This is a genomic window from Cupriavidus basilensis (assembly GCF_029335485.1).
Lineage (GTDB): Bacteria > Pseudomonadota > Gammaproteobacteria > Burkholderiales > Burkholderiaceae > Cupriavidus > Cupriavidus basilensis_E.
The window spans coordinates 1-16,762 of sequence record NZ_JARJLM010000282.1 but is presented as its reverse complement, the minus strand read 5'-3'; the positions used below and the strand labels follow the sequence as shown (position 1 = coordinate 16,762).

At 67.7% G+C, this 16,762-nt stretch carries 16 protein-coding genes; 9 read left to right on the top strand and 7 right to left on the bottom strand.

The annotated features are described in order from the left end of the window. Position 1 precedes the first annotated feature (1 nt). Together P3W85_RS16675 and P3W85_RS16670 are read left to right on the top strand one after the other, a co-directional pair. Complete coding sequence (locus P3W85_RS16675; RefSeq protein ID WP_276265593.1) at positions 2-844, top strand: ABC transporter ATP-binding protein; 843 nt, start codon at positions 2-4, stop codon at positions 842-844. Positions 845-863: 19 nt separating this feature from the next. Beyond that, positions 864-1,781 carry an ABC transporter permease gene (locus tag P3W85_RS16670; protein WP_276265592.1) on the top strand — a complete coding sequence of 306 codons (918 nt, stop codon included), beginning with the start codon at positions 864-866 and terminating at the stop codon, positions 1,779-1,781. A 100-nt stretch (positions 1,782-1,881) separates the two neighbouring features. Here the strand turns inward: P3W85_RS16670 and P3W85_RS16665 are convergent, their stop codons facing one another. The 3 genes from P3W85_RS16665 to P3W85_RS16655 all read right to left on the bottom strand — a co-directional run bounded on the left by P3W85_RS16665 (position 1,882) and on the right by P3W85_RS16655 (position 5,292). Continuing rightward, positions 1,882-2,436, bottom strand: coding sequence for a shikimate kinase (locus P3W85_RS16665; protein WP_276265591.1), 555 nt, complete (start codon positions 2,434-2,436; stop codon positions 1,882-1,884). 105 nt (positions 2,437-2,541) lie between these two features. Next, positions 2,542-3,363, bottom strand: coding sequence for a 3-keto-5-aminohexanoate cleavage protein (locus P3W85_RS16660; protein ID WP_276265590.1), 822 nt, complete (start codon positions 3,361-3,363; stop codon positions 2,542-2,544). Positions 3,364-3,402: 39 nt separating this feature from the next. Continuing rightward, the gene (locus P3W85_RS16655) at positions 3,403-5,292 is read right to left on the bottom strand and encodes a bifunctional sugar phosphate isomerase/epimerase/4-hydroxyphenylpyruvate dioxygenase family protein (RefSeq protein ID WP_276265589.1); all 1,890 of its coding nucleotides are present in this window, start codon (positions 5,290-5,292) and stop codon (positions 3,403-3,405) included. Positions 5,293-5,511: 219 nt separating this feature from the next. On the opposite strand from P3W85_RS16655, the gene P3W85_RS16650 reads away from it, so the two are divergent. After that, on the top strand, positions 5,512-6,279 hold the full coding sequence (locus tag P3W85_RS16650) for an IclR family transcriptional regulator domain-containing protein (protein WP_035815968.1): 768 nt from the start codon (positions 5,512-5,514) through the stop codon (positions 6,277-6,279). Here P3W85_RS16650 and P3W85_RS16645 read toward each other — a convergent pair. After that, positions 6,263-7,246 (bottom strand): LysR family transcriptional regulator, encoded by a 984-nt coding sequence (locus P3W85_RS16645; protein WP_035815966.1) that lies wholly within the window; start codon positions 7,244-7,246, stop codon positions 6,263-6,265. The two genes, P3W85_RS16650 and P3W85_RS16645, sit on opposite strands and share 17 nt — an antisense overlap. Positions 7,247-7,375: 129 nt before the next feature. On the opposite strand from P3W85_RS16645, the gene P3W85_RS16640 reads away from it, so the two are divergent. From P3W85_RS16640 to P3W85_RS16630, 3 genes are all read left to right on the top strand, one after another. Then, complete coding sequence (locus P3W85_RS16640; protein WP_276265588.1) at positions 7,376-8,428, top strand: Gfo/Idh/MocA family protein; 1,053 nt, start codon at positions 7,376-7,378, stop codon at positions 8,426-8,428. A 117-nt stretch (positions 8,429-8,545) separates the two neighbouring features. Next, positions 8,546-8,998 carry a type II 3-dehydroquinate dehydratase gene (gene aroQ, locus P3W85_RS16635; protein WP_017225437.1) on the top strand — a complete coding sequence of 151 codons (453 nt, stop codon included), beginning with the start codon at positions 8,546-8,548 and terminating at the stop codon, positions 8,996-8,998. Positions 8,999-9,122: 124 nt separating this feature from the next. Next, the gene (locus tag P3W85_RS16630; RefSeq protein ID WP_017225438.1) at positions 9,123-9,614 is read left to right on the top strand and encodes a hypothetical protein; all 492 of its coding nucleotides are present in this window, start codon (positions 9,123-9,125) and stop codon (positions 9,612-9,614) included. 77 nt (positions 9,615-9,691) lie between these two features. Here P3W85_RS16630 and P3W85_RS16625 read toward each other — a convergent pair whose 3' ends face one another. From P3W85_RS16625 to P3W85_RS16615, 3 genes are all read right to left on the bottom strand, one after another. Then, positions 9,692-10,750 (bottom strand): porin, encoded by a 1,059-nt coding sequence (locus tag P3W85_RS16625; protein ID WP_276265587.1) that lies wholly within the window; start codon positions 10,748-10,750, stop codon positions 9,692-9,694. 140 nt (positions 10,751-10,890) lie between these two features. Beyond that, positions 10,891-12,237, bottom strand: a complete 1,347-nt coding sequence (locus P3W85_RS16620; protein WP_276265586.1) for an MFS transporter — start codon at positions 12,235-12,237, stop codon at positions 10,891-10,893. A 111-nt stretch (positions 12,238-12,348) separates the two neighbouring features. After that, entirely contained in the window at positions 12,349-13,182 is an 834-nt protein-coding gene (locus tag P3W85_RS16615) for a shikimate dehydrogenase family protein (protein WP_276265585.1), read from the bottom strand. A 422-nt stretch (positions 13,183-13,604) separates the two neighbouring features. Between P3W85_RS16615 and P3W85_RS16610 the strand changes: the two genes are divergently transcribed. The 3 genes from P3W85_RS16610 to P3W85_RS16600 all read left to right on the top strand — a co-directional run. Further along, complete coding sequence (locus P3W85_RS16610; protein WP_017224869.1) at positions 13,605-14,747, top strand: 4-hydroxyphenylpyruvate dioxygenase family protein; 1,143 nt, start codon at positions 13,605-13,607, stop codon at positions 14,745-14,747. A 139-nt stretch (positions 14,748-14,886) separates the two neighbouring features. After that, positions 14,887-15,879: a hypothetical protein gene (locus P3W85_RS16605; protein ID WP_276265584.1), complete on the top strand. Its 993-nt coding sequence runs from the start codon at positions 14,887-14,889 to the stop codon at positions 15,877-15,879. A 162-nt stretch (positions 15,880-16,041) separates the two neighbouring features. After that, positions 16,042-16,762 (top strand): class I SAM-dependent methyltransferase (locus tag P3W85_RS16600; protein WP_276265583.1); only part of this gene is annotated, 721 nt, incomplete at its 3' end.

Genomic DNA, 16,762 nt, shown 5'->3' with positions numbered 1-16,762 from the left:
TATGTCCGTGCCGCCGCTACGCGTGGTGTCCGCGCGCCCCGCCGCCGCGCCGCTGTTGCAGGTGGACGGCGTCTCGCTGGAATACCGCACCCCCGAGCGGGTGGTGCGGGCCACCCACCAGGTCAGTTTCGATGTCCACGCCGCTGACCGTTTCGTGCTGCTCGGTCCGTCGGGTTGCGGCAAGTCGACCTTGCTCAAGGCGGTGGCGGGTTTCGTGCCGCCGTGCGAGGGCGAGATCCGGCTCGAAGGCGTGCCCGTCAGCGCGCCCGGCCCCGACCGCATCGTGGTGTTCCAGGAGTTCGACCAGTTGCCGCCCTGGAAGACGGTGCGGCAGAACGTGATGTTCCCGCTGGTGCGTTCGCGCGGCATGTCGCGCCGGGAAGCCTCGGAATGCGCGCTGCATTTTCTCGACAAGGTGGGGCTGGCGAATTTTGCCGATGCCTATCCGCACACCTTGTCGGGCGGCATGAAGCAGCGCGTGGCGATTGCCCGCGCGCTGGCGATGCGGCCCAAGGTGCTGCTGATGGACGAGCCCTTCGCCGCGCTCGACGCGCTGACGCGCCGGCGCATGCAGGAGGAACTGCTGGCGCTGTGGGACGACGCCGCTTTCACGCTGCTGTTCGTCACGCATTCGATCGAAGAGGCGCTGGTGGTGGGCAGCCGCATCCTGCTGCTGTCGCCGCATCCGGGCCGGGTCCGCGCCGAACTCAACAGCCACCAGTACGACCTTGCCAGCCAGGGCGGCGCCGAGTTCCAGGCCGCCGCGCGGCGCATCCATCAATTGCTGTTCGACGAAGCGCCGCAGGCGGCGCCATCGCCGGCACGCACCGCGCAGGCGCGCTGAGCGTTTGCCAGGACCGATCATGAGTACAAGCACGTCAGCAGGCACGTCAGCAGGCACGTTACCCATTCCCGCCCATCCGGCTCCCGTCATCCGCGCCGAGTACGAGCGCACGCTGGAACCCTTCACCGCCTTGCCGGTGGCGCGCGCCTTGCCCTGGCCGCAGCGCCTGTGGCAGCAAGGCTGGCTGCGCAAGACGCTGATCCTGGCGGTGCTGGCCTGCCTGTGGGAGATCGTTGCCCGGGTGCAGGATAACGATCTCCTGCTGCCGGGTTTCCTCGCCACCGCCCAGGCCTTTGCCGAAGGGATCGGCAACGGCGAGTTGCTGTCCAAGGCCGGCATTTCGATGTCGGTATTGCTGCAAGGCTATGCGGGCGGCATCGTGCTGGCCTTTGTGCTGACCACGCTGGCGGTGTCCACCGAACTGGGACGCGACGTGCTGGACACGCTGACCTCCATGTTCAACCCGCTGCCGGCCATCGCGCTGCTGCCGCTGGCGCTGCTGTGGTTCGGGCTTGGCAGCAGGAGCCTGGTGTTCGTGCTGGTGCATTCGGTGCTGTGGCCGCTGGCGCTGAACACCTATGCCGGCTTCCGGGGCGTGCCCGCCACCTTGCGCATGGCCGGGCGCAACTATGGCCTGCGCGGGCTGCGCTACGTGCTGCTGATCCTGGTGCCGGCCGCGCTGCCCGCCATCCTGTCCGGCCTGAAGATCGGCTGGGCCTTCGCCTGGCGCACGCTGATCGCGGCCGAGCTGGTGTTTGGCGCGTCGTCGGGCAAGGGCGGGCTGGGCTGGTACATCTTCCAGAACCGCAACGAGCTGTACACCGACCGCGTGTTTGCCGGCCTGGCCATGGTGATCCTGATCGGCCTGCTGGTCGAGAACCTTGTATTCAGGACGCTCGAACGCGTGACGGTGCGGCGCTGGGGCATGCAGCACTGAGGCTGCCATGGCGCCGGACGGCGCAGGGCGTGCCCCGCGGATAGTGCGGATTCCGGCACGCCGCGCAGTGCTGTCGGCGCTCGGGGGAGAGGCGGCCGCCTCAGCCCGGCTTGGGGCTTTCTTCCGGAGGCATGGCCTGCTGCCCCCAGCCGAGCCGGTCGAGCACCCGTGCCGCGGCCTGCGCCACGCTGTCGCCATGCGGCGGCATGACCAGGTGCGCCGTTTCGCGATAGAGCGGGTCGCGCACCCGGTAAAGGGCTTCCAGGGTGGCGCGCGGGTTGGCGCCCTGCAGCAGCGGGCGGTTGCGGTCGCGCCGGGTGCGGTGCCAGAGTTCGGCGGGCGAGGCGCACAGGTAGATCACATAGCCGCGCGAGCGCAGCATCTCGCGATTTTCCGCGCGCAGCACGGCACCGCCGCCGGTGGCCAGCACAATGCCTTTGCGCTGGGTCAGTTCGTCGAGCGTGCGGGTTTCGCGCTGGCGGAAGCCTTCCTCGCCTTCCAGCTCGAAGATGGTGGGAATGCGCACGCCGCAGCGGGCTTCGATTTCGTGGTCGGTGTCGAAAAAAGGCAGTCCGAGCCGGCGCGCCACCGTCCTGCCTATGGTGGTTTTACCGGCGCCCATGAAGCCGACGAAGAAGATGTTTTCGAAATCCAAGTTTGGGGGGGGAGCCTGCCGATGGCCCCGGATTCGATCTTCTCTACGGTATCACGAGATGCGCGCCGTTCAAAACGGGCTGGCGGCCGGACGGCACGGGGGGCTTCACAGGCCGAGCAGCTGGCGCGCCTGCGCTGGCGTGGCCACGGCGCGGCCGTACTCCGCGCACAGCTGCGCCACCCGGCCCACCAGCTGCGCGTTGCTGGCGGCCAGCGTGTCCTTGTCCCAGCGCACATTGTCTTCCAGGCCGGTGCGGCAGTGCCCGCCGAGCTGCAGCGTCCAGTGGTTGACCTCCAGCTGGTGCCGGCCGATGCCGGCGGCGGTCCAGGTCGCGCCGGGCAGGACTGTCTTCAGTTGCTCCACCTGGAACGCCAGGATTTCCTTGCGCGCCGGCAGCGCATTCTTGATGCCGAACACGAACTGCACGTGCACGGGTGCCAGCAGCAGGCCCTCCTTGACCAGGTCCGCCGTGTTGTAGAGCATCGCCAGGTCGAAGATCTCGATTTCGGGCTTGATGCGGTAGTCGCGCATGGCCTTGGCCAGGGCGCGCACGAAGTCGGGCGGGTTTTCGTAGACCGTGGTGGGGAAGTTGACCGAGCCGGTGGCCAGCGAGGCCATGTCGGGCCGCAGGTCGAGCATGGCGCCGCGCTGCTCCATTGCGCGCCCGCGCCCGCCGGTGGAGAACTGCACGATCATGCCGGGGCAGTGCTTGCGGATGCCGTCCTGCAGGGCGGCGAAGCGCGCCGGGTCGGAGCTGGCGTTCTCGGCGTCGTCGCGCACGTGCAGGTGGACCAGCGTGGCGCCCGCCTCGAAGCTCTCGTGCGTGCTCTCGATCTGCTCGGTGACCGAGATGGGAATGGCGGGGTTGTCTTTCTTGCGGGGGACCGAACCGGTGATGGCCACCGAGATGATGCAGGGATCTTGCATGTGAAACTCCAAGGTCAATGTATGAACGCAGCGGCGGCCTCAGGCCGGCCGGGCAGGCCGGCTGCGGCTGGCGAGGGCTTGCGCCGCCATGCGCAGCGAGGCGTTGGCCGCGCCGAAGCCGAGGTAGCCGTCGCGCTGCACCAGTTCGAAGAAGAAGCGGTCGTGAAACGGCTCGGTGTAGGCGTGCAGGAATTCGCCGCCGGCATCCCTGTCGTAAAGCAGTTGCTGGCGCCGCAGGCGTTCCAGCAGCGCGTCGTCCAGCCCGAGCCGGGCGCCGACATCGTCGTAGTAGTTGTCGGGCACATGGAGCATGGCGGCTTCGGCGGGCTCGATCTGCGTCAGCGTCCCGCTCAGGTCGGACGTACGGAAGGCGATGTGATGGATGCCCGAGCCCGCATAGGCGGTGACGAACCTGCCGGTGGCGGTGCGGCTGCTCTCCGAGACGTTGAGCGGAATCCGTATGTTCTGCCCGGGGCTGACCATGGCGCGGCTCTTCACGAGGCCATAGGGATCGGCGATTTCATGGAGCGCCTCGGCCTGCAGGCCGAACACCGTCCTGTAGAACAGCACAAAGCTGTCGAGCCGGTGCGGGGGCAGGGCCTGGGCGATATGGTCGATGGCCGTGAGGCCGGCGCCGGTGCCGGCGCAGCCGGTGCTGCAATGGTCCAGCAGGAAATCGCTTTCGTAGATGCTGCGGCCGGAGTCCTGTTCGTCGATCAGGTAGAACAGCATGCCGTCCGGCGCGCGCACTGCCGGAATGCTGCGCTCGTCGGGGCCGATGCGTTCGCGCCACTCCTTGCATAGCAGGGCGCGGGCGCGGGCGATGGCACGCTGGGCGTCGTCCACCTTCAGTCCGAGCGCGCAGACTGACGGCCCGTGCAGCTGGAAATGCTCGGCGGCGGCGCTGTCCTGCTCCGCGTTGAGGATGATATTGACGCCGCCCTGGCGGTACAGGTCCACAGCCTTGGAGCGGTGGCGGCCGGCGCGCGCGAAGCCCAGCGAACGCAGGCGCTCGCCCAGTTCGCGCCCGGCCACGTAGTCCACCGCGAACTCCAGGAAGTCGACGCCGCCGAAATCCGGTGCGGCTGGCAGGGCGGGGCCGCCGGCCTCGGACTCGAGCCAGATCAGCGAGCGCAGCCCGTCCAGCGCGGTCAGGCGCGCCGGTGCCGCGCGGAATTCGTCGTTGAAGATCTCCAGCGACAGCGGCCCGCGATAGCCCGCATCGATCGCCGCGCGCGCGAACCCGGTGACGGCGAGGTCGCCCTGGCCGGGGAAGTTGCGGTGGTGCCGGCTCCACGACAGCACATCCATGCTCATCCTGGGCGCATCGGCCAGTTGCACGAAGAACAGCTTCTCCGCCGGCACTGCAGCGATGCCTTCGAGCGTATCGCCGAGCGAGAGGGTGTGGAAGCTGTCCAGGATCAGGCCGAGCGCGGGGTGGTCCGCCTGCCGCACGATCTCCCACGCCTGGCGCCACCGCCTGGTATGGCGAGCCCAGGCCAGCGCCTCGAAGCCCACCAGCAGGCCGCGCTTTGCCGCGGCTTCGGCCATGGCGCGTAGGTCGTCGGCGGCGCGGGCTGGATCGTCGATGGCGATGCCCTGCACATTGCTGCAGACCAGCACCATGGGCGCGCCCAGTTCCTCCATCACGTCGAACTTGCGCTCCGCGCGCGCCATATTGCGGGCGCGGAACTCAGCGGGCATGGCCTCGAAATCGCGGAAGGGTTGATACAGGGGGATAGCCAGCCCGAGATCGGCCGCGATGCGGCGTACGTCGGCGGGCGAGCCGTCGAAATTCAGCAGGTCGTTCTCGAAGATCTCGACGCCGTCGAATCCGGCCGCGGCGGCCGCTTCCAGTTTTTCCGGCAGCGTGCCGGAGAGCGATACGGTGGCGATCGATTTCGGGTGGCGCCAGACTGCGGGTTCCATGTCAAATCCTGCGTGCATGCTGCGGGTGATACGTGGGTGAGGAGATTCAGGTGTGTGCGCTTCGCGCCGCCGCGGCGAGGGGCGTGGCCCCTGCGAGCACGCGTTTCGTGCAGAGCTAGGTTAGGACCGATCTGACGCCACAACAAGCGCAATCCGCGCGCAGACGTGCGATAATCGCGCCAACAAGAGCGACTGTCGCTCGAGATTAGGGTTTTCGCTATGGATAAAGAACCATTGAGCCGGCGCGACTGGATTGCTGGACTGGAGAAGGGCCTGGCCATCCTGGAGGCGTTCGACAACGACCATCCGCGCCTGACGCCTACGCAGGCGGCCCAGCTCACGGGCCTGACGCGTACCGCGGCGCGGCGCTACCTGCTGACGCTGGAGCATCTTGGCTACACCACCAGCGATGGCACGCTGTTCAGCCTCAGCCCGCGCGTGCTCAAGGTGGGCTGGTCCTATTTCGATTCCGCGCGCCTGCCACGCACGGTGCAGCCATTCCTGCAGCAGATCACCGCCGCGGTCGGCGAGCCGGCTTACCTGAGCGTGCTGGACGACTGGGAGCTGGTGTTCATCTGCCGCACCGGCACCAGCCGGGTCATGAACACGGGCTTCGTGCTGGGCGCGCGCGTGCCGGCGCCGCTGGCGTCGGCCGGTGTGATGATGCTGGCCTCGGAGCCGGAGGATAAGGTCAAGGCCTGGCTGGAGGGCTGCGTGCTGACGCCATACACGCCTTACACCATCATGCAGCACGACCGCCTGCTGGCGGAGGTCAGGAAGGCCGGTGCCCAGGGCTACGCGCTGGTCGAGCAGCAGTTGCAGATCGGCGTACGCGGGGTGGCGGTGCCGCTGCGCGACCGGCACGGCAAGGTGATCGCGGCGCTGAGCGTCAATATGCAGATCGGCGACGAGAGCGCCGAGCAGGCGCTGGAGCGGGTGCTGCAGGTGCTGCAGGACACCGCGATCTCGATCATGCGGGTGCTCTGACGCTGCCGGGCCCGGCGTCATCGCCGAGATCCGTCGCCAGGGCGAACGGGCCGTCGGTGAGCTGCGCCTTCAGGAAGTCGATGCATACCCGCATCTTGGCCGAGCCGGACGCGCGCGCCGTGGTGACGGCCCAGACATCGGCGGGCTGGTGGTAGGCGGGCAGCACGCGCACCAGCTTGCCGCTGCGGATGCTGGGGGCCACATCCCAGATCGACGCCATGATGACGCCGTAGCCTTCAAGCGCCCACTGGCGGACGATATCGCTATGGTTGGACGCCATCGGTCCCGTCACCTTGACGGATTCCAGGCCGTTCGGGCCATGCAGCCGCCACACGCCGAAGCTCTGCTCCCGGTCGCGGAAGGGCAGGCAATCGTGCCGCGCCAGCTCGGCCGGCAGCCTGGGCTCGCCGCGCCGCGCGAGGTAGGCGGGTGCCGCGCAGAGTATGCGGCTGCCCGGCACGATCCTGTGGGCGATCAGGTGCGGCTCCTGGACCTCGCCCACGCGGATGTCGAGGTCGAAGTTCTCGCCGATCAGGTCGACCCGGCGGTCCAGCAGTTCCAGCCACACTTCCAGTTCGGGGTAGCGCTGCCGCAGCAGCGACAGGGCCGGCGCAACATGATCGCGGCCCAGCCGCAGGCTGGTGCTGATGCGCAGCATGCCGCGCGGGTCGCGCCGGATGCCGCCGACCGCCTCCACCATGCCTTCGACGTCGTCGAGGATCTTCTGCGCCCATTGGAAGGCGGCTTCCCCATCGCTCGTCATGCTCACGCGCCGGGTGGTCCGGTGAAACAGCCTGGCCCCGAGCATGGCCTCGAGCGCGGCGATCCGCTTGCTGACATGCGCCGGCGAAATCCCCATCTCGCTGGCGCCGGCGATAAAGCTCGACCTTCGCGCTACCGTGCAGAACAGGCGCAGGTCGCGGAGGAATGGCTCATTGTTTGCTGATGGTGCATTGTGAGTTTCCATATCGTCCAATTATAGCCAACGGATATAACAGTACGCTGTTGATGACGGCTGCAGACCGTATTGCAGATATGGCAGGCATGCCATGCATTGCATGTGTTGCAGCCCGTCCGCAACCCAATCGACAGCAATATGAGACAACTCCGAATCGGCATCGCCGGCGCGGGCCTGATCGGGCGCCGCCATATCGAACTGGTGCAGGCCAGCCCGTCCTGTGAACTGGCCGCCATCGCCGACCCGTCGCCCGGCGCGGCCGGGGTGGCAAGCGCGGCGGGCGTGCCGCTGCTGGCGTCGCTCGACGCCATGCTGGCCGCGCATGCGCTCGATGGCGTGATCCTTGCCACGCCGAACGCATGGCATGTGGAAGGCGCGCTGGCGTGCATCGGCGCCGGCGTGCCGGCACTGATCGAGAAGCCCGTCGCGCATACCCTGGAGGCGGGGCTCAGGCTGCGCCGCGCCGCCGATGCCGCCAGCGCCCGGCTGCTGGTGGGGCATCATCGCGCGCATAGCCCGATCCTCGCCAGGGCGCGGCAGATCGTGCAATCGGGCCGGCTCGGCGCGCCGGTGGCCGTGACCGGCAGCGCCATGTTCTACAAGCCCGACGATTACTTCGAAGCCGGGCCCTGGCGCCGCCAGGCCGGCGGCGGCCCGATCCTGATCAATATGGTTCACGAGATCGGCAACCTGCGCGCGTTGTGCGGCGAGATCGTCGCTGTGCAGGCGATGGCCTCCAGCGCCACGCGCGGCTTTCCGGTGGAGGATACCGTGGCCATCGGCCTGCGCTTCGCCAATGGCGCGCTCGGCACCTTCATGCTGTCCGACAGTGCTGCATCGGCACGCAGCTGGGAGCAGACCTCGCGCGAGAACGAAGCCTATCCGAGCTATCCGGACGAGGATTGCTACCTGATTGCCGGCACGCGCGGCTCGCTCGCGGTACCGACGATGCGGCTCAAGACCTATGCGCGCGACGAGGACCGCTCCTGGTTCAAACCGTTCCAGGCCAGCGTAGCCGAACTCGAGCGCGAGGATCCGCTGGCTTGCCAGCTGGCGCACTTCTGCGATGTGATCCGTGGCGCCGCCGCGCCCCTTGTCACCGTGCACGATGGGCTGCAGAATCTGCGCGTCACCGAGGCCATCGCCGAGGCTGCGCGCACGGGGCGGATCGTCGATACGGCGGATGCCTGAGCGCGGCGCCCGCGGCCGCCGCGTGCCGGCCCCCGGTACCAGAGCGGCATGGATACGCCGGACAGCAACGACCCAATCGCAAGCACATAGCCAGCAAAAACCACTGGAGGAACCCATATGCAATCCGTACTCGTCCTGAACGGACCCAACCTGAACCTGCTGGGCACGCGCGAGCCGCAGATCTATGGCTCGACCACGCTGGCCGACGTCGAGGCCGCGCTGCAGCGGCAGGCGGCCGACATGGGCTTGTCCCTGGCCTGCTTCCAGAGCAACCATGAAGGCGCCATCATCGACCGCATCCACGCGGCGCGTGCCGAAGGCGTGGGCTTCATCCTGATCAATCCGGGCGCGTTCACCCACACCAGCGTGGCAATCCGCGATGCCCTCGCCGGCGTGGCCATTCCCTTCGTCGAGGTGCATATCTCGAATGTCCACAAGCGCGAGGCCTTCCGCCATCATTCCTACCTCTCCGATATCGCGGAGGCGGTGATGGCCGGCTTCGGCACGCAGGGCTATGGCCTCGCGCTGCAGTTTATCGGCGCGAAGCTGGCGGGGACTCCCGCCCAGTAACGGCCAGGGCCTGATCGCTCGGTTCGCCAGGTTCGGGGGATCGCGAGGCTGCCGGGCCGGCGGCCCTCTGGATGCTGACGGATAAACGGTATATACTGTTTTTCACGTGTTTCAGGATCCCATGATGAATGAGCCAATTATCAAGCCGCCGACCAAAGAAGCCTTCTATTTTCCGACCAGCGCCGACACGTCAGGCGACAGCGGCGAGAAGCGGGATAGCCGTGTTGGCGCCAGCAGCAAGGGCGCCAGGAAAGAAAGCGCCAAGGTAAAGGCCTCGGCGGGCAAGAAGAAGTCTGCGCCCGCACCCGCGCCGGTGACAGCGGACAAGGGCAAGCCATCGAAGGCCGCTCCGGCCCCGGTCGCCGCCGCCGTGGAAGCGGCACCGGCGCGCCAGAAGAAAGAAAAGGTGGTGCGCGACAGTTTTACGATGCCCAAATCGGACTACGCAAAGATCGCCGAGCTCAAGCAGCGCTGCCTTGCGGCCGGCGTTCAGGTCAAGAAGGGCGAGTTGCTGCGCGCTGGCCTGCAGCTCCTTGCCGCCGCTTCGGCGGAGCAACTGATGGCTGCCGTAGCGGCCGTGGAAGCCGTGAAGACGGGGCGCCCGGTCAAGTCCTGACCCGTTCGCCACCACTGTGTCGAGCACAGCAACAGCCAGGTATCGCCCTGGCTGTTTTGCTTTGGTGCGCAAAGGCCTCAGAACTTGTGGCGTATGCCTGCCATGGCGCCGAGGCGCGTGGTGTTGCCGAACATATTGCCGCTGTTGTTGAAGTTGGGCGAACTGTTCAGCGCGATCCACGCACCGCGCAATTGCGTGTAGTCGACGGCCACATACACATCGGTGCGCTTGCTGAGGTTGTAGTCCAGCATGGCCGCGGTGGTCAGGCGCTTGCCGCTGTTGCCGGCATGCTTGAGCCAGTCGTACTGTACGGTGCCGATCAGGCTGAGCGCATCGGTGATGTTCACGCGGGTGCCGACATAACCCACGTTGTTGCGGTAGTCGGCGACATCGAGGCGGTTGTTGGTGTAGCCGAGGTAATACTGCGCACGGGCCGTCTTCCAGGTGCCGCCCAGCCCCCACACGGTCTGCTTGCTGGCCTGCGCCGCGGGCACGGCGCCGAAGAAGGCGGAGGAGACGTCGTGCGTGACCTGGTAGACGGCGCCGACTTCGATCGGACCGGTGCTGTAGACGAGCGAGCCGGCGGTGGCATTGCTGGCGGTGAAATTTCCGGCGACCTCGCCGAAGGTATAGGCGGCGGCGGCCTGCAGGCCGCCGAAGGACTTGATGTACTTGATGGTGTTGTCGTAGCGCAGGCCGGTGTAGTTGCCGCCCTGGTAGCCGACGATGGAGTTGTTGGCGAAGGCCATGGCCTCGTAGGAGGACAGGATCTCGTGCGCGAGTGTGTATTGCCGGCCCAGCGCGAGCTTGCCGAATTCGCCGTCGAGGCCGATCACCGCGGTGCGGCCGAACAGGCGGCCGCCTTGCTGGCTGGTGCCGGTGTCGGGGCTGAAGCCGGACTCGAGGATGTAGAAGGCTTTCATGTTGCGGCCGAGATCCTCGGTGCCGCGCAGGCCCCAGCGGCTGCCGGTGAGTTCGCCATCGGTCATCTCCCACTTGTTGTTGCCGGCGGCGTTCGCGTGGGTGGTGAAGCGGATGGTGGTGTCGATCAGCCCGTACAGCGTGACATTGGATTGCGCAAACGCAGGCTGGGCGAGTGCGCCCAGCGCCGCGAGCGGCACTAGCATCTTCTTCATGGAAATCTCCGTCCTCTATTGTTGTTGCCGTTCGCACGGGCCGTCTGGGCGGCGCTGTGCCGGTGCTGGCAGATACCGGAACCGAAGGTGTCCGGCTGGATGGCTGGCCAGCCGGATCCCGTTGACAGGGGCGCGCGTCGCTATGCGTGGCCGGGGTCGGCGGGCGCGGCCGAGACCGTGCGGGGCGCCATGAAGTACAGCCAGGCCAGCGCGATAAAGTAAGCGCAGGGGATCATGGTGAACAGCACCGCGTAGTTGTTGTGCGTCCTGGTCAGGACGTAGCCGACGAGCTGGGTCATGAACATGCCGCCGATGGCGCCGATCATGCCGCCGAAGCCGAACACGGAGCTGACCACTTCCTTGGGCGTGTAGTCCATCACCATGCTCCAGATATTGGCGGTCCAGGCCTGGTGCGCGCCGATGGCGATCGAGATGGCGGCCACCGCCATCCACAGGCTGCTGGCGCCGGCGGCGAGCACGATCGTGGTGATGCAGATGGCGAACACCAGCATCGACAGCAGCCTTGCCTTCACGGGCGCCATGCCGCGGCCGATCAGCAGCGACGATAGCGCGCCGCCGCCAATGCTGCCCACGTCCGCCATCAGGTAGATCACGATCAGCGGAATGCCCATCTGCGTCACGCTGATGCCGAGGTTGTATTGCTGGTTGAGGAAAGGCGGCAGCCAGTAAAGGTAGAACCAGAACACCGGCGCGGTGATGGTGTAGGCGAGGGCGAAGGCCCAGGTGCCGCGCATGCGCAGGATGCGCGAGTACGGCACCTTCTGCGGCGCCGGTTCCACGCCTTGCTGCACATAGCGCAGCTCGCCCTGGCTGACGCGCGGATGCTGCTCGGGATCGTGGTAGTTGCGTACCCAGAAGATCACCCAGAGCAAGCCGAGCGCGCCGATGCAGTAGAACGCGGCTTGCCAGCCCCATGCAACGAGGATCAGCGGCAGCATCACCGGTGCCACCATGGCGCCGACATTGGTGCCGGCGTTGAAGATGCCGGTGGCCATGGCGCGCTCGCCGGCCGGAAACCACAGCCGCGTGGTCTTGACGCAGGCGGGGTAGTTGGCGGCCTCGGTCAGGCCGAGGAAGAAGCGGCAGACCATGAAGCCGGCGGCCGAGACCGCGAGCCCGTGCGCGCCGGCCGCGACGCTCCACAGCAGCACCGCCAGCAGGAAGGCGCGCTTTACGCCCACCTTGTCGATCAGGCGGCCCTGCGCGGCAAAGCCGACGGCGTAGCCGACCTGGAACCAGAAATTGATGTTGGCGTAGTCCTGGGCGGTCCAGTTCATGGCCTTGGCCAGCACTGGCTGCAACACGCCCAGCGCGGCGCGGTCGATGTAGTTGAGCGTGGTGGCGAAGAACACCAGGGCCAGCATGCCCCAGCGCATCCGCCCCACGGCGAAGGCCGCGCGTATCTTGTCGGCGATCGAGCCGCTCGTGGCGAGCGGCGCGACCATGTTTTTGTGAGCCATGGTCATGCCATTGTCTCCATCCGGTTGATTCATGTCCTGCGTTATTTCCCGGTACGGCGTCCGGGTGTCTGAGTCTTTCTCTTTGCCGCCGGCGTGTTAGCGCTATGCGCTATCCGGTCAGTAGGCAATCCTGGCGACCGTGCGCAGTTCGTCCGCCGTGGCCGTGCCGAAGCCGAAGAACTCCAGGTAGGCGGGGATCATCTCGAACAGCATGTCGGTGCCGACCTGGACCTTGCAGCCGCGTGCCATGGCGGCGCGCAGCAAGGGCGTGTACTCGGTCTTCATCACCACTTCACCCACCCAGGCCTGTGGGTCGATCCGTGCCACGTCAAAGGGTAGGGGGTCGTTTTCGTTCATGCCCAGCGGCGTGGCGTTGACGACGACCGCATAGCCGGCAGGGTCGCTGGAGCCGGTGGTCACCTGCAGCTGCGGGTAATGCGCCTGCAGGCGCGCGGCCAGCGCCTGGGCCGAGGCATCGCGCGCATCGAACAGCCCCAGCCGCGCCACGCCGGCAGCCGCCAGCGACGCGGCGATGGCGGAGCCAACGCCGCCGCAGCCCGAGACCAGCACGCTGGCGCCGCCGAGCTGGCAGCCCTTGCGCTGGATGCCGCGCACGAAACCCGCGCCGTCGAACTGGTCGCCCAGCAGGGTGCCGTCGTCGCGCAGCAGCACGGCGTTGCAGGCCCCGGCAATGCGCGCGGTCGGGGTGACTTCGTCCACCAGTTCCATGGTGCTCACCTTGTGCGGCATCGTGATCAGCGCGCCGCGGATATTGGTGAGGCGGAACAGGGAGTGGAAGCAGCCGGCGTAGTCCTCGGCTTTCAGGCCCATGGGAACCACCACGGCATTGATGCCGCGCTGCTCGAACCACGGGTTGTAGATCATCGGGGCCTTGAAGGACTCGGTCGGGTAGCCGATATGGGCGATGAGGGTAGTCTTGCCGTTGATCATGGTGTACCGGTAGCGTTCCGTGTTGCCATCGGGCCAGCGAGAGGGGCCGATGTGGTTAGCCGAAGCTTAGGGGTTCGATTGACCTGTTCCAAGAGATGCATTGAGCATAATGCGCGATACTCGAACGCATGTGCGCGCTTATGGATCGAAATACGGGTTTGCCCCGGTGGTAGACGCGCTGCACCGGATACAGCGCTTTAACCTGGGGTTTACGCTGATTTCGTGCGTTCATCGTTCTCGTGCACGCGAATAACGTGGCACTGTTGGGCCGGCGCCATTGTTGGTGGAGAGCGCGCCCGATACGCTTCGGCTCGCGCCGTGGCCGCCCTCCCCGGGGCCCGCGGCCGGGCTGGGGCGAAGCCGGAGCGCTTGCTATGATGTGGCACACCCGCAGCCGCCACGGCCAGACAAAAGGAGCAGAGATGAGCCTATCGGGAGACATTTTTTCCCCGCGTGCCGACGATTTCCTGCCTTGGGAAAATCCGCTGGGCATCATGGGTTATGAGTTCGTCGAGTTTGCCTCGCCCGACCCCGTGGTGCTCGGGCGCACCTTCGAGCGGTTCGGCTTCCGCGCCATCGCCCAGCACCGGCACAAGAACGTGAAGCTGTTCCGGCAAGGCGAGATGAATTTCATCGTCGATGCCGAGCCGGATTCCTTCGCCACCCGCTATGCCTCCGAGTACGGCCTGTCGATCTGCGCGGTCGGCATCCGCGTGCAGGATGCGGCGAACGCGTTCGCACGCGCCGTCGACGCCGGCGCATGGCCGTTCGAGGGCGGTACGGTGGGCCCCATGGAGTTGAATATTCCCGCCATCCAGGGCATCGGCCGCTCCATCATCTACTTTATCGACCGCTGGCGCGGCAAGGAAGGCCGGCCCGGCGACGTAGGCGACATCTCCATCTACGACGTCGACTTCCGGTCGCTGGCGCAAACGGCTCCGGATGCGGCCGCGTCCACCACCGGCGCCGGCCTGACCCGGGTGGATCACCTGACGCAGGCGGTCGAGCCGGGGCACCTGGACGAGTGGCTCGACTTCTATCGCAAGGTGCTTGGCTTTCGCGAGATCCACGAGATCAACGCGGGCTGGCGCATCGCCAGCGATTCGCGCGTGCTGCTTTCGCCTTGCGGCCTGATCCGCATCCCGATCTACGAGAAGGGCACGGCGCGCCACGATCAGATGGAGCACTACCTGTCGGGCCATCACGGCGAGGGCATCCAGCATATCGCGCTGGCGACCGATGACCTGGTGGCCAGCGCGGCCGCGCTGGAGCGCAATGGCGTGCGTTTCGTCGAGCCGCCGCCGGCCTATTACGAGACCGTGGATGCGCGCGTGCCCGGCCACGGGCTGGATCTGGCGGCCTTGCGGCGCTACGGCATCCTGGTGGACGGCGCGCTGCGCGATGACGGTACGCGCGAGCGCTTCCTGCAAGCCTTCGCCCGGCGCGAGGCCGGCGAGTTCTTCTTCGAAATCGTCCAGCGCGACGGCTCGCATGGCTTCGGCGAGGGTAACCTGCCGGCACTGGAGGCGGCCATGGCCGCGGCGCGCGCGACGAAGGCCGTGTGACAGCGGGCGCTGCCGCGAGCGGGCCGGCTTGACGGCGCGGACCGGCTCGCGGATAGTGCTGTCCGCGGCACGTCGTGCCTCGTCCGTTCTTTCGCCTGTCACCGGCCGCTCGCTAGCGGCCTCGCGCTCGCCGTCGTCCATGCATTCTCGCACCTGCCATCTTGTCTTCCCGGATTCCCGCCACCTTGCCCGGCTGATGCTGGCCCCGGCCCTGGCGCTTTGCCTTGGCCTGCCGGCCTGCTCGCGGCACGATACGCCCGCCGCGGCGGCGGCCGGCGATGCCGCTGCCGCGCCGGCATCCGCAGCGGTTGCGCAGGCCACCAGCCTCAAGCGCGAGGCGCTGATGCAGATCGCCTTTCCCGGCTGGCGCGACGACGCCGAGGGCCGCGTGGCGGTTGCCCGGTTGCCGGACCAGGACTTCAAGGGCAAGGAGGCCGTGTCGCTGCAGGAAAGCTCACTCGATGTGAAACCGATCCAGGTGGTCCGGCTGGACGAGACCCACGCTGTGATGCTGACCGAGGGCGTGGAACTGGATGAGGACGGCACGCCCCTCGGCGGGCACGCCTCCGGCGCCTGGCTGGGCGTGTACTTTTTTACGCGCGATGGCGGGCACTGGCGGCTGAGCCGCCGCATCGACGGCTACGACTGCCTGGGCGCGCAAGGCCTGCTCGGGCGCTCCAGGGTGGACAAGGTATCGGCCACCGATTTCGCCATGACCCTGACCTGGGGCAGCTGCTGGCAGGGCTATTGCGGAAGCTGGGCCTCGGTCTATCGCCTTGCGCCCGGGCAGATCACGACGCTGCTCGACACGGTGCCGATGAGCGCCGAAAACAGCGGCGCGCTCGAACCGTGCGGCGACGCGCTCGCCGGCAAGCCGCCGGCTCCCGGCGCCAGTGGCGCGGACAGCCAGGACGACGGCGAGCAGACCTGCTTCTCGGTGGACGGCAAGCCGGCCTTCGCGGCCGGCGTCGATGCGCCGGGCGATCTCACGCTGACCTTCCAGGGCGAGGAGGTCAAGCTGCGCGCCGGCAAGGCGCCCAGGCGGCGCTCCCTGGACGCTTCGGTGCACTACCGCTTCGCGGACGGCAAGTATGTGCTGAGCCAGGGCGAGAACCCCGTGCCCTCCTTCTGACGATCGCTGTCGTCGCTGTCGCCGCCCTTGCTTGCGAACCGGGCGCGGAAAGCGTAGCTTGTCGGGTTGCCGCCGCCGCGACGGCAAGACGCCCAGGGTCCTGACTGCGCGCCGCCCGGCGCCTTCGGTTCCCCACCCAACACACGCGGAGATCGCGCACCCATGACCGACATCCACCACGCCGCCGCGCAGGGCTTCTCCAGCCAGGCCGACACGTACGCCCGCGGCCGTCCCGACTATCCGGCTGAGCTGGCCGCCTGGCTGGGCACGGAACTGGGCCTGCAGGCAGGCAAGACCGTGATGGACCTGGGTGCCGGCACCGGCAAGTTCAGCCGCCTGCTGGTGGCCACCGGCGCCACCGTGATCGCGGTCGAGCCTGTGGCGGCAATGCGCGCCCAGTTCGGCACCGCGCTGCCCGGGGTGCAGGCGCTGGAAGGCACGGCCGAGGCCATCCCGCTGCCCGACGCCAGTGTCGACGCGGTGGTGTGCGCGCAAGCCTTCCACTGGTTTGCCAACGCCGCGGCCATGGCCGAAATCGGCCGCGTGCTGCGGCCCGGCGGCAAGCTTGGCCTGATCTGGAACGTGCGCGACGAATCGGTCGACTGGGTGGCGCAGCTCACCGCCATCATGACCCCGTTCGAGGGCGATGCGCCGCGCTTCTACAAGGGCGACTGGAAGACGGTGTTCCCGGCCCAGGGGTTCGGCGAACTGGCGCTGTCCAGCTTTCCCTACCAGCACGTCGGTCCCGCGCAGCAGGTGATCGTGGACCGCGTGATGTCGGTCAGTTTCATCGCCTCGCTGCCGGCGGCGCAGCAGGACGCGGTGCGTGCCCGGCTGCAGGCGGTGATCGACGGATACCCGGCGCTGGCCGGCAAGGACAGCG

Coding starts and splice junctions, on each gene's coding strand:
- P3W85_RS16675 (WP_276265593.1), top strand. CDS start 2: ATGTCCGTGCCGCCGCTACGCGTGGTGTCCGCGCGCCCCGCCGCCGCG.
- P3W85_RS16670 (WP_276265592.1), top strand. CDS start 864: ATGAGTACAAGCACGTCAGCAGGCACGTCAGCAGGCACGTTACCCATT.
- P3W85_RS16660 (WP_276265590.1), bottom strand. CDS start 3,363: ATGCAAGATCCCTGCATCATCTCGGTGGCCATCACCGGTTCGGTCCCC.
- P3W85_RS16655 (WP_276265589.1), bottom strand. CDS start 5,292: ATGGAACCCGCAGTCTGGCGCCACCCGAAATCGATCGCCACCGTATCG.
- P3W85_RS16650 (WP_035815968.1), top strand. CDS start 5,512: ATGGATAAAGAACCATTGAGCCGGCGCGACTGGATTGCTGGACTGGAG.
- P3W85_RS16645 (WP_035815966.1), bottom strand. CDS start 7,246: ATGGAAACTCACAATGCACCATCAGCAAACAATGAGCCATTCCTCCGC.
- P3W85_RS16640 (WP_276265588.1), top strand. CDS start 7,376: ATGAGACAACTCCGAATCGGCATCGCCGGCGCGGGCCTGATCGGGCGC.
- aroQ (WP_017225437.1), top strand. CDS start 8,546: ATGCAATCCGTACTCGTCCTGAACGGACCCAACCTGAACCTGCTGGGC.
- P3W85_RS16630 (WP_017225438.1), top strand. CDS start 9,123: ATGAATGAGCCAATTATCAAGCCGCCGACCAAAGAAGCCTTCTATTTT.
- P3W85_RS16625 (WP_276265587.1), bottom strand. CDS start 10,750: ATGAAGAAGATGCTAGTGCCGCTCGCGGCGCTGGGCGCACTCGCCCAG.
- P3W85_RS16620 (WP_276265586.1), bottom strand. CDS start 12,237: ATGACCATGGCTCACAAAAACATGGTCGCGCCGCTCGCCACGAGCGGC.
- P3W85_RS16615 (WP_276265585.1), bottom strand. CDS start 13,182: ATGATCAACGGCAAGACTACCCTCATCGCCCATATCGGCTACCCGACC.
- P3W85_RS16610 (WP_017224869.1), top strand. CDS start 13,605: ATGAGCCTATCGGGAGACATTTTTTCCCCGCGTGCCGACGATTTCCTG.
- P3W85_RS16605 (WP_276265584.1), top strand. CDS start 14,887: ATGCATTCTCGCACCTGCCATCTTGTCTTCCCGGATTCCCGCCACCTT.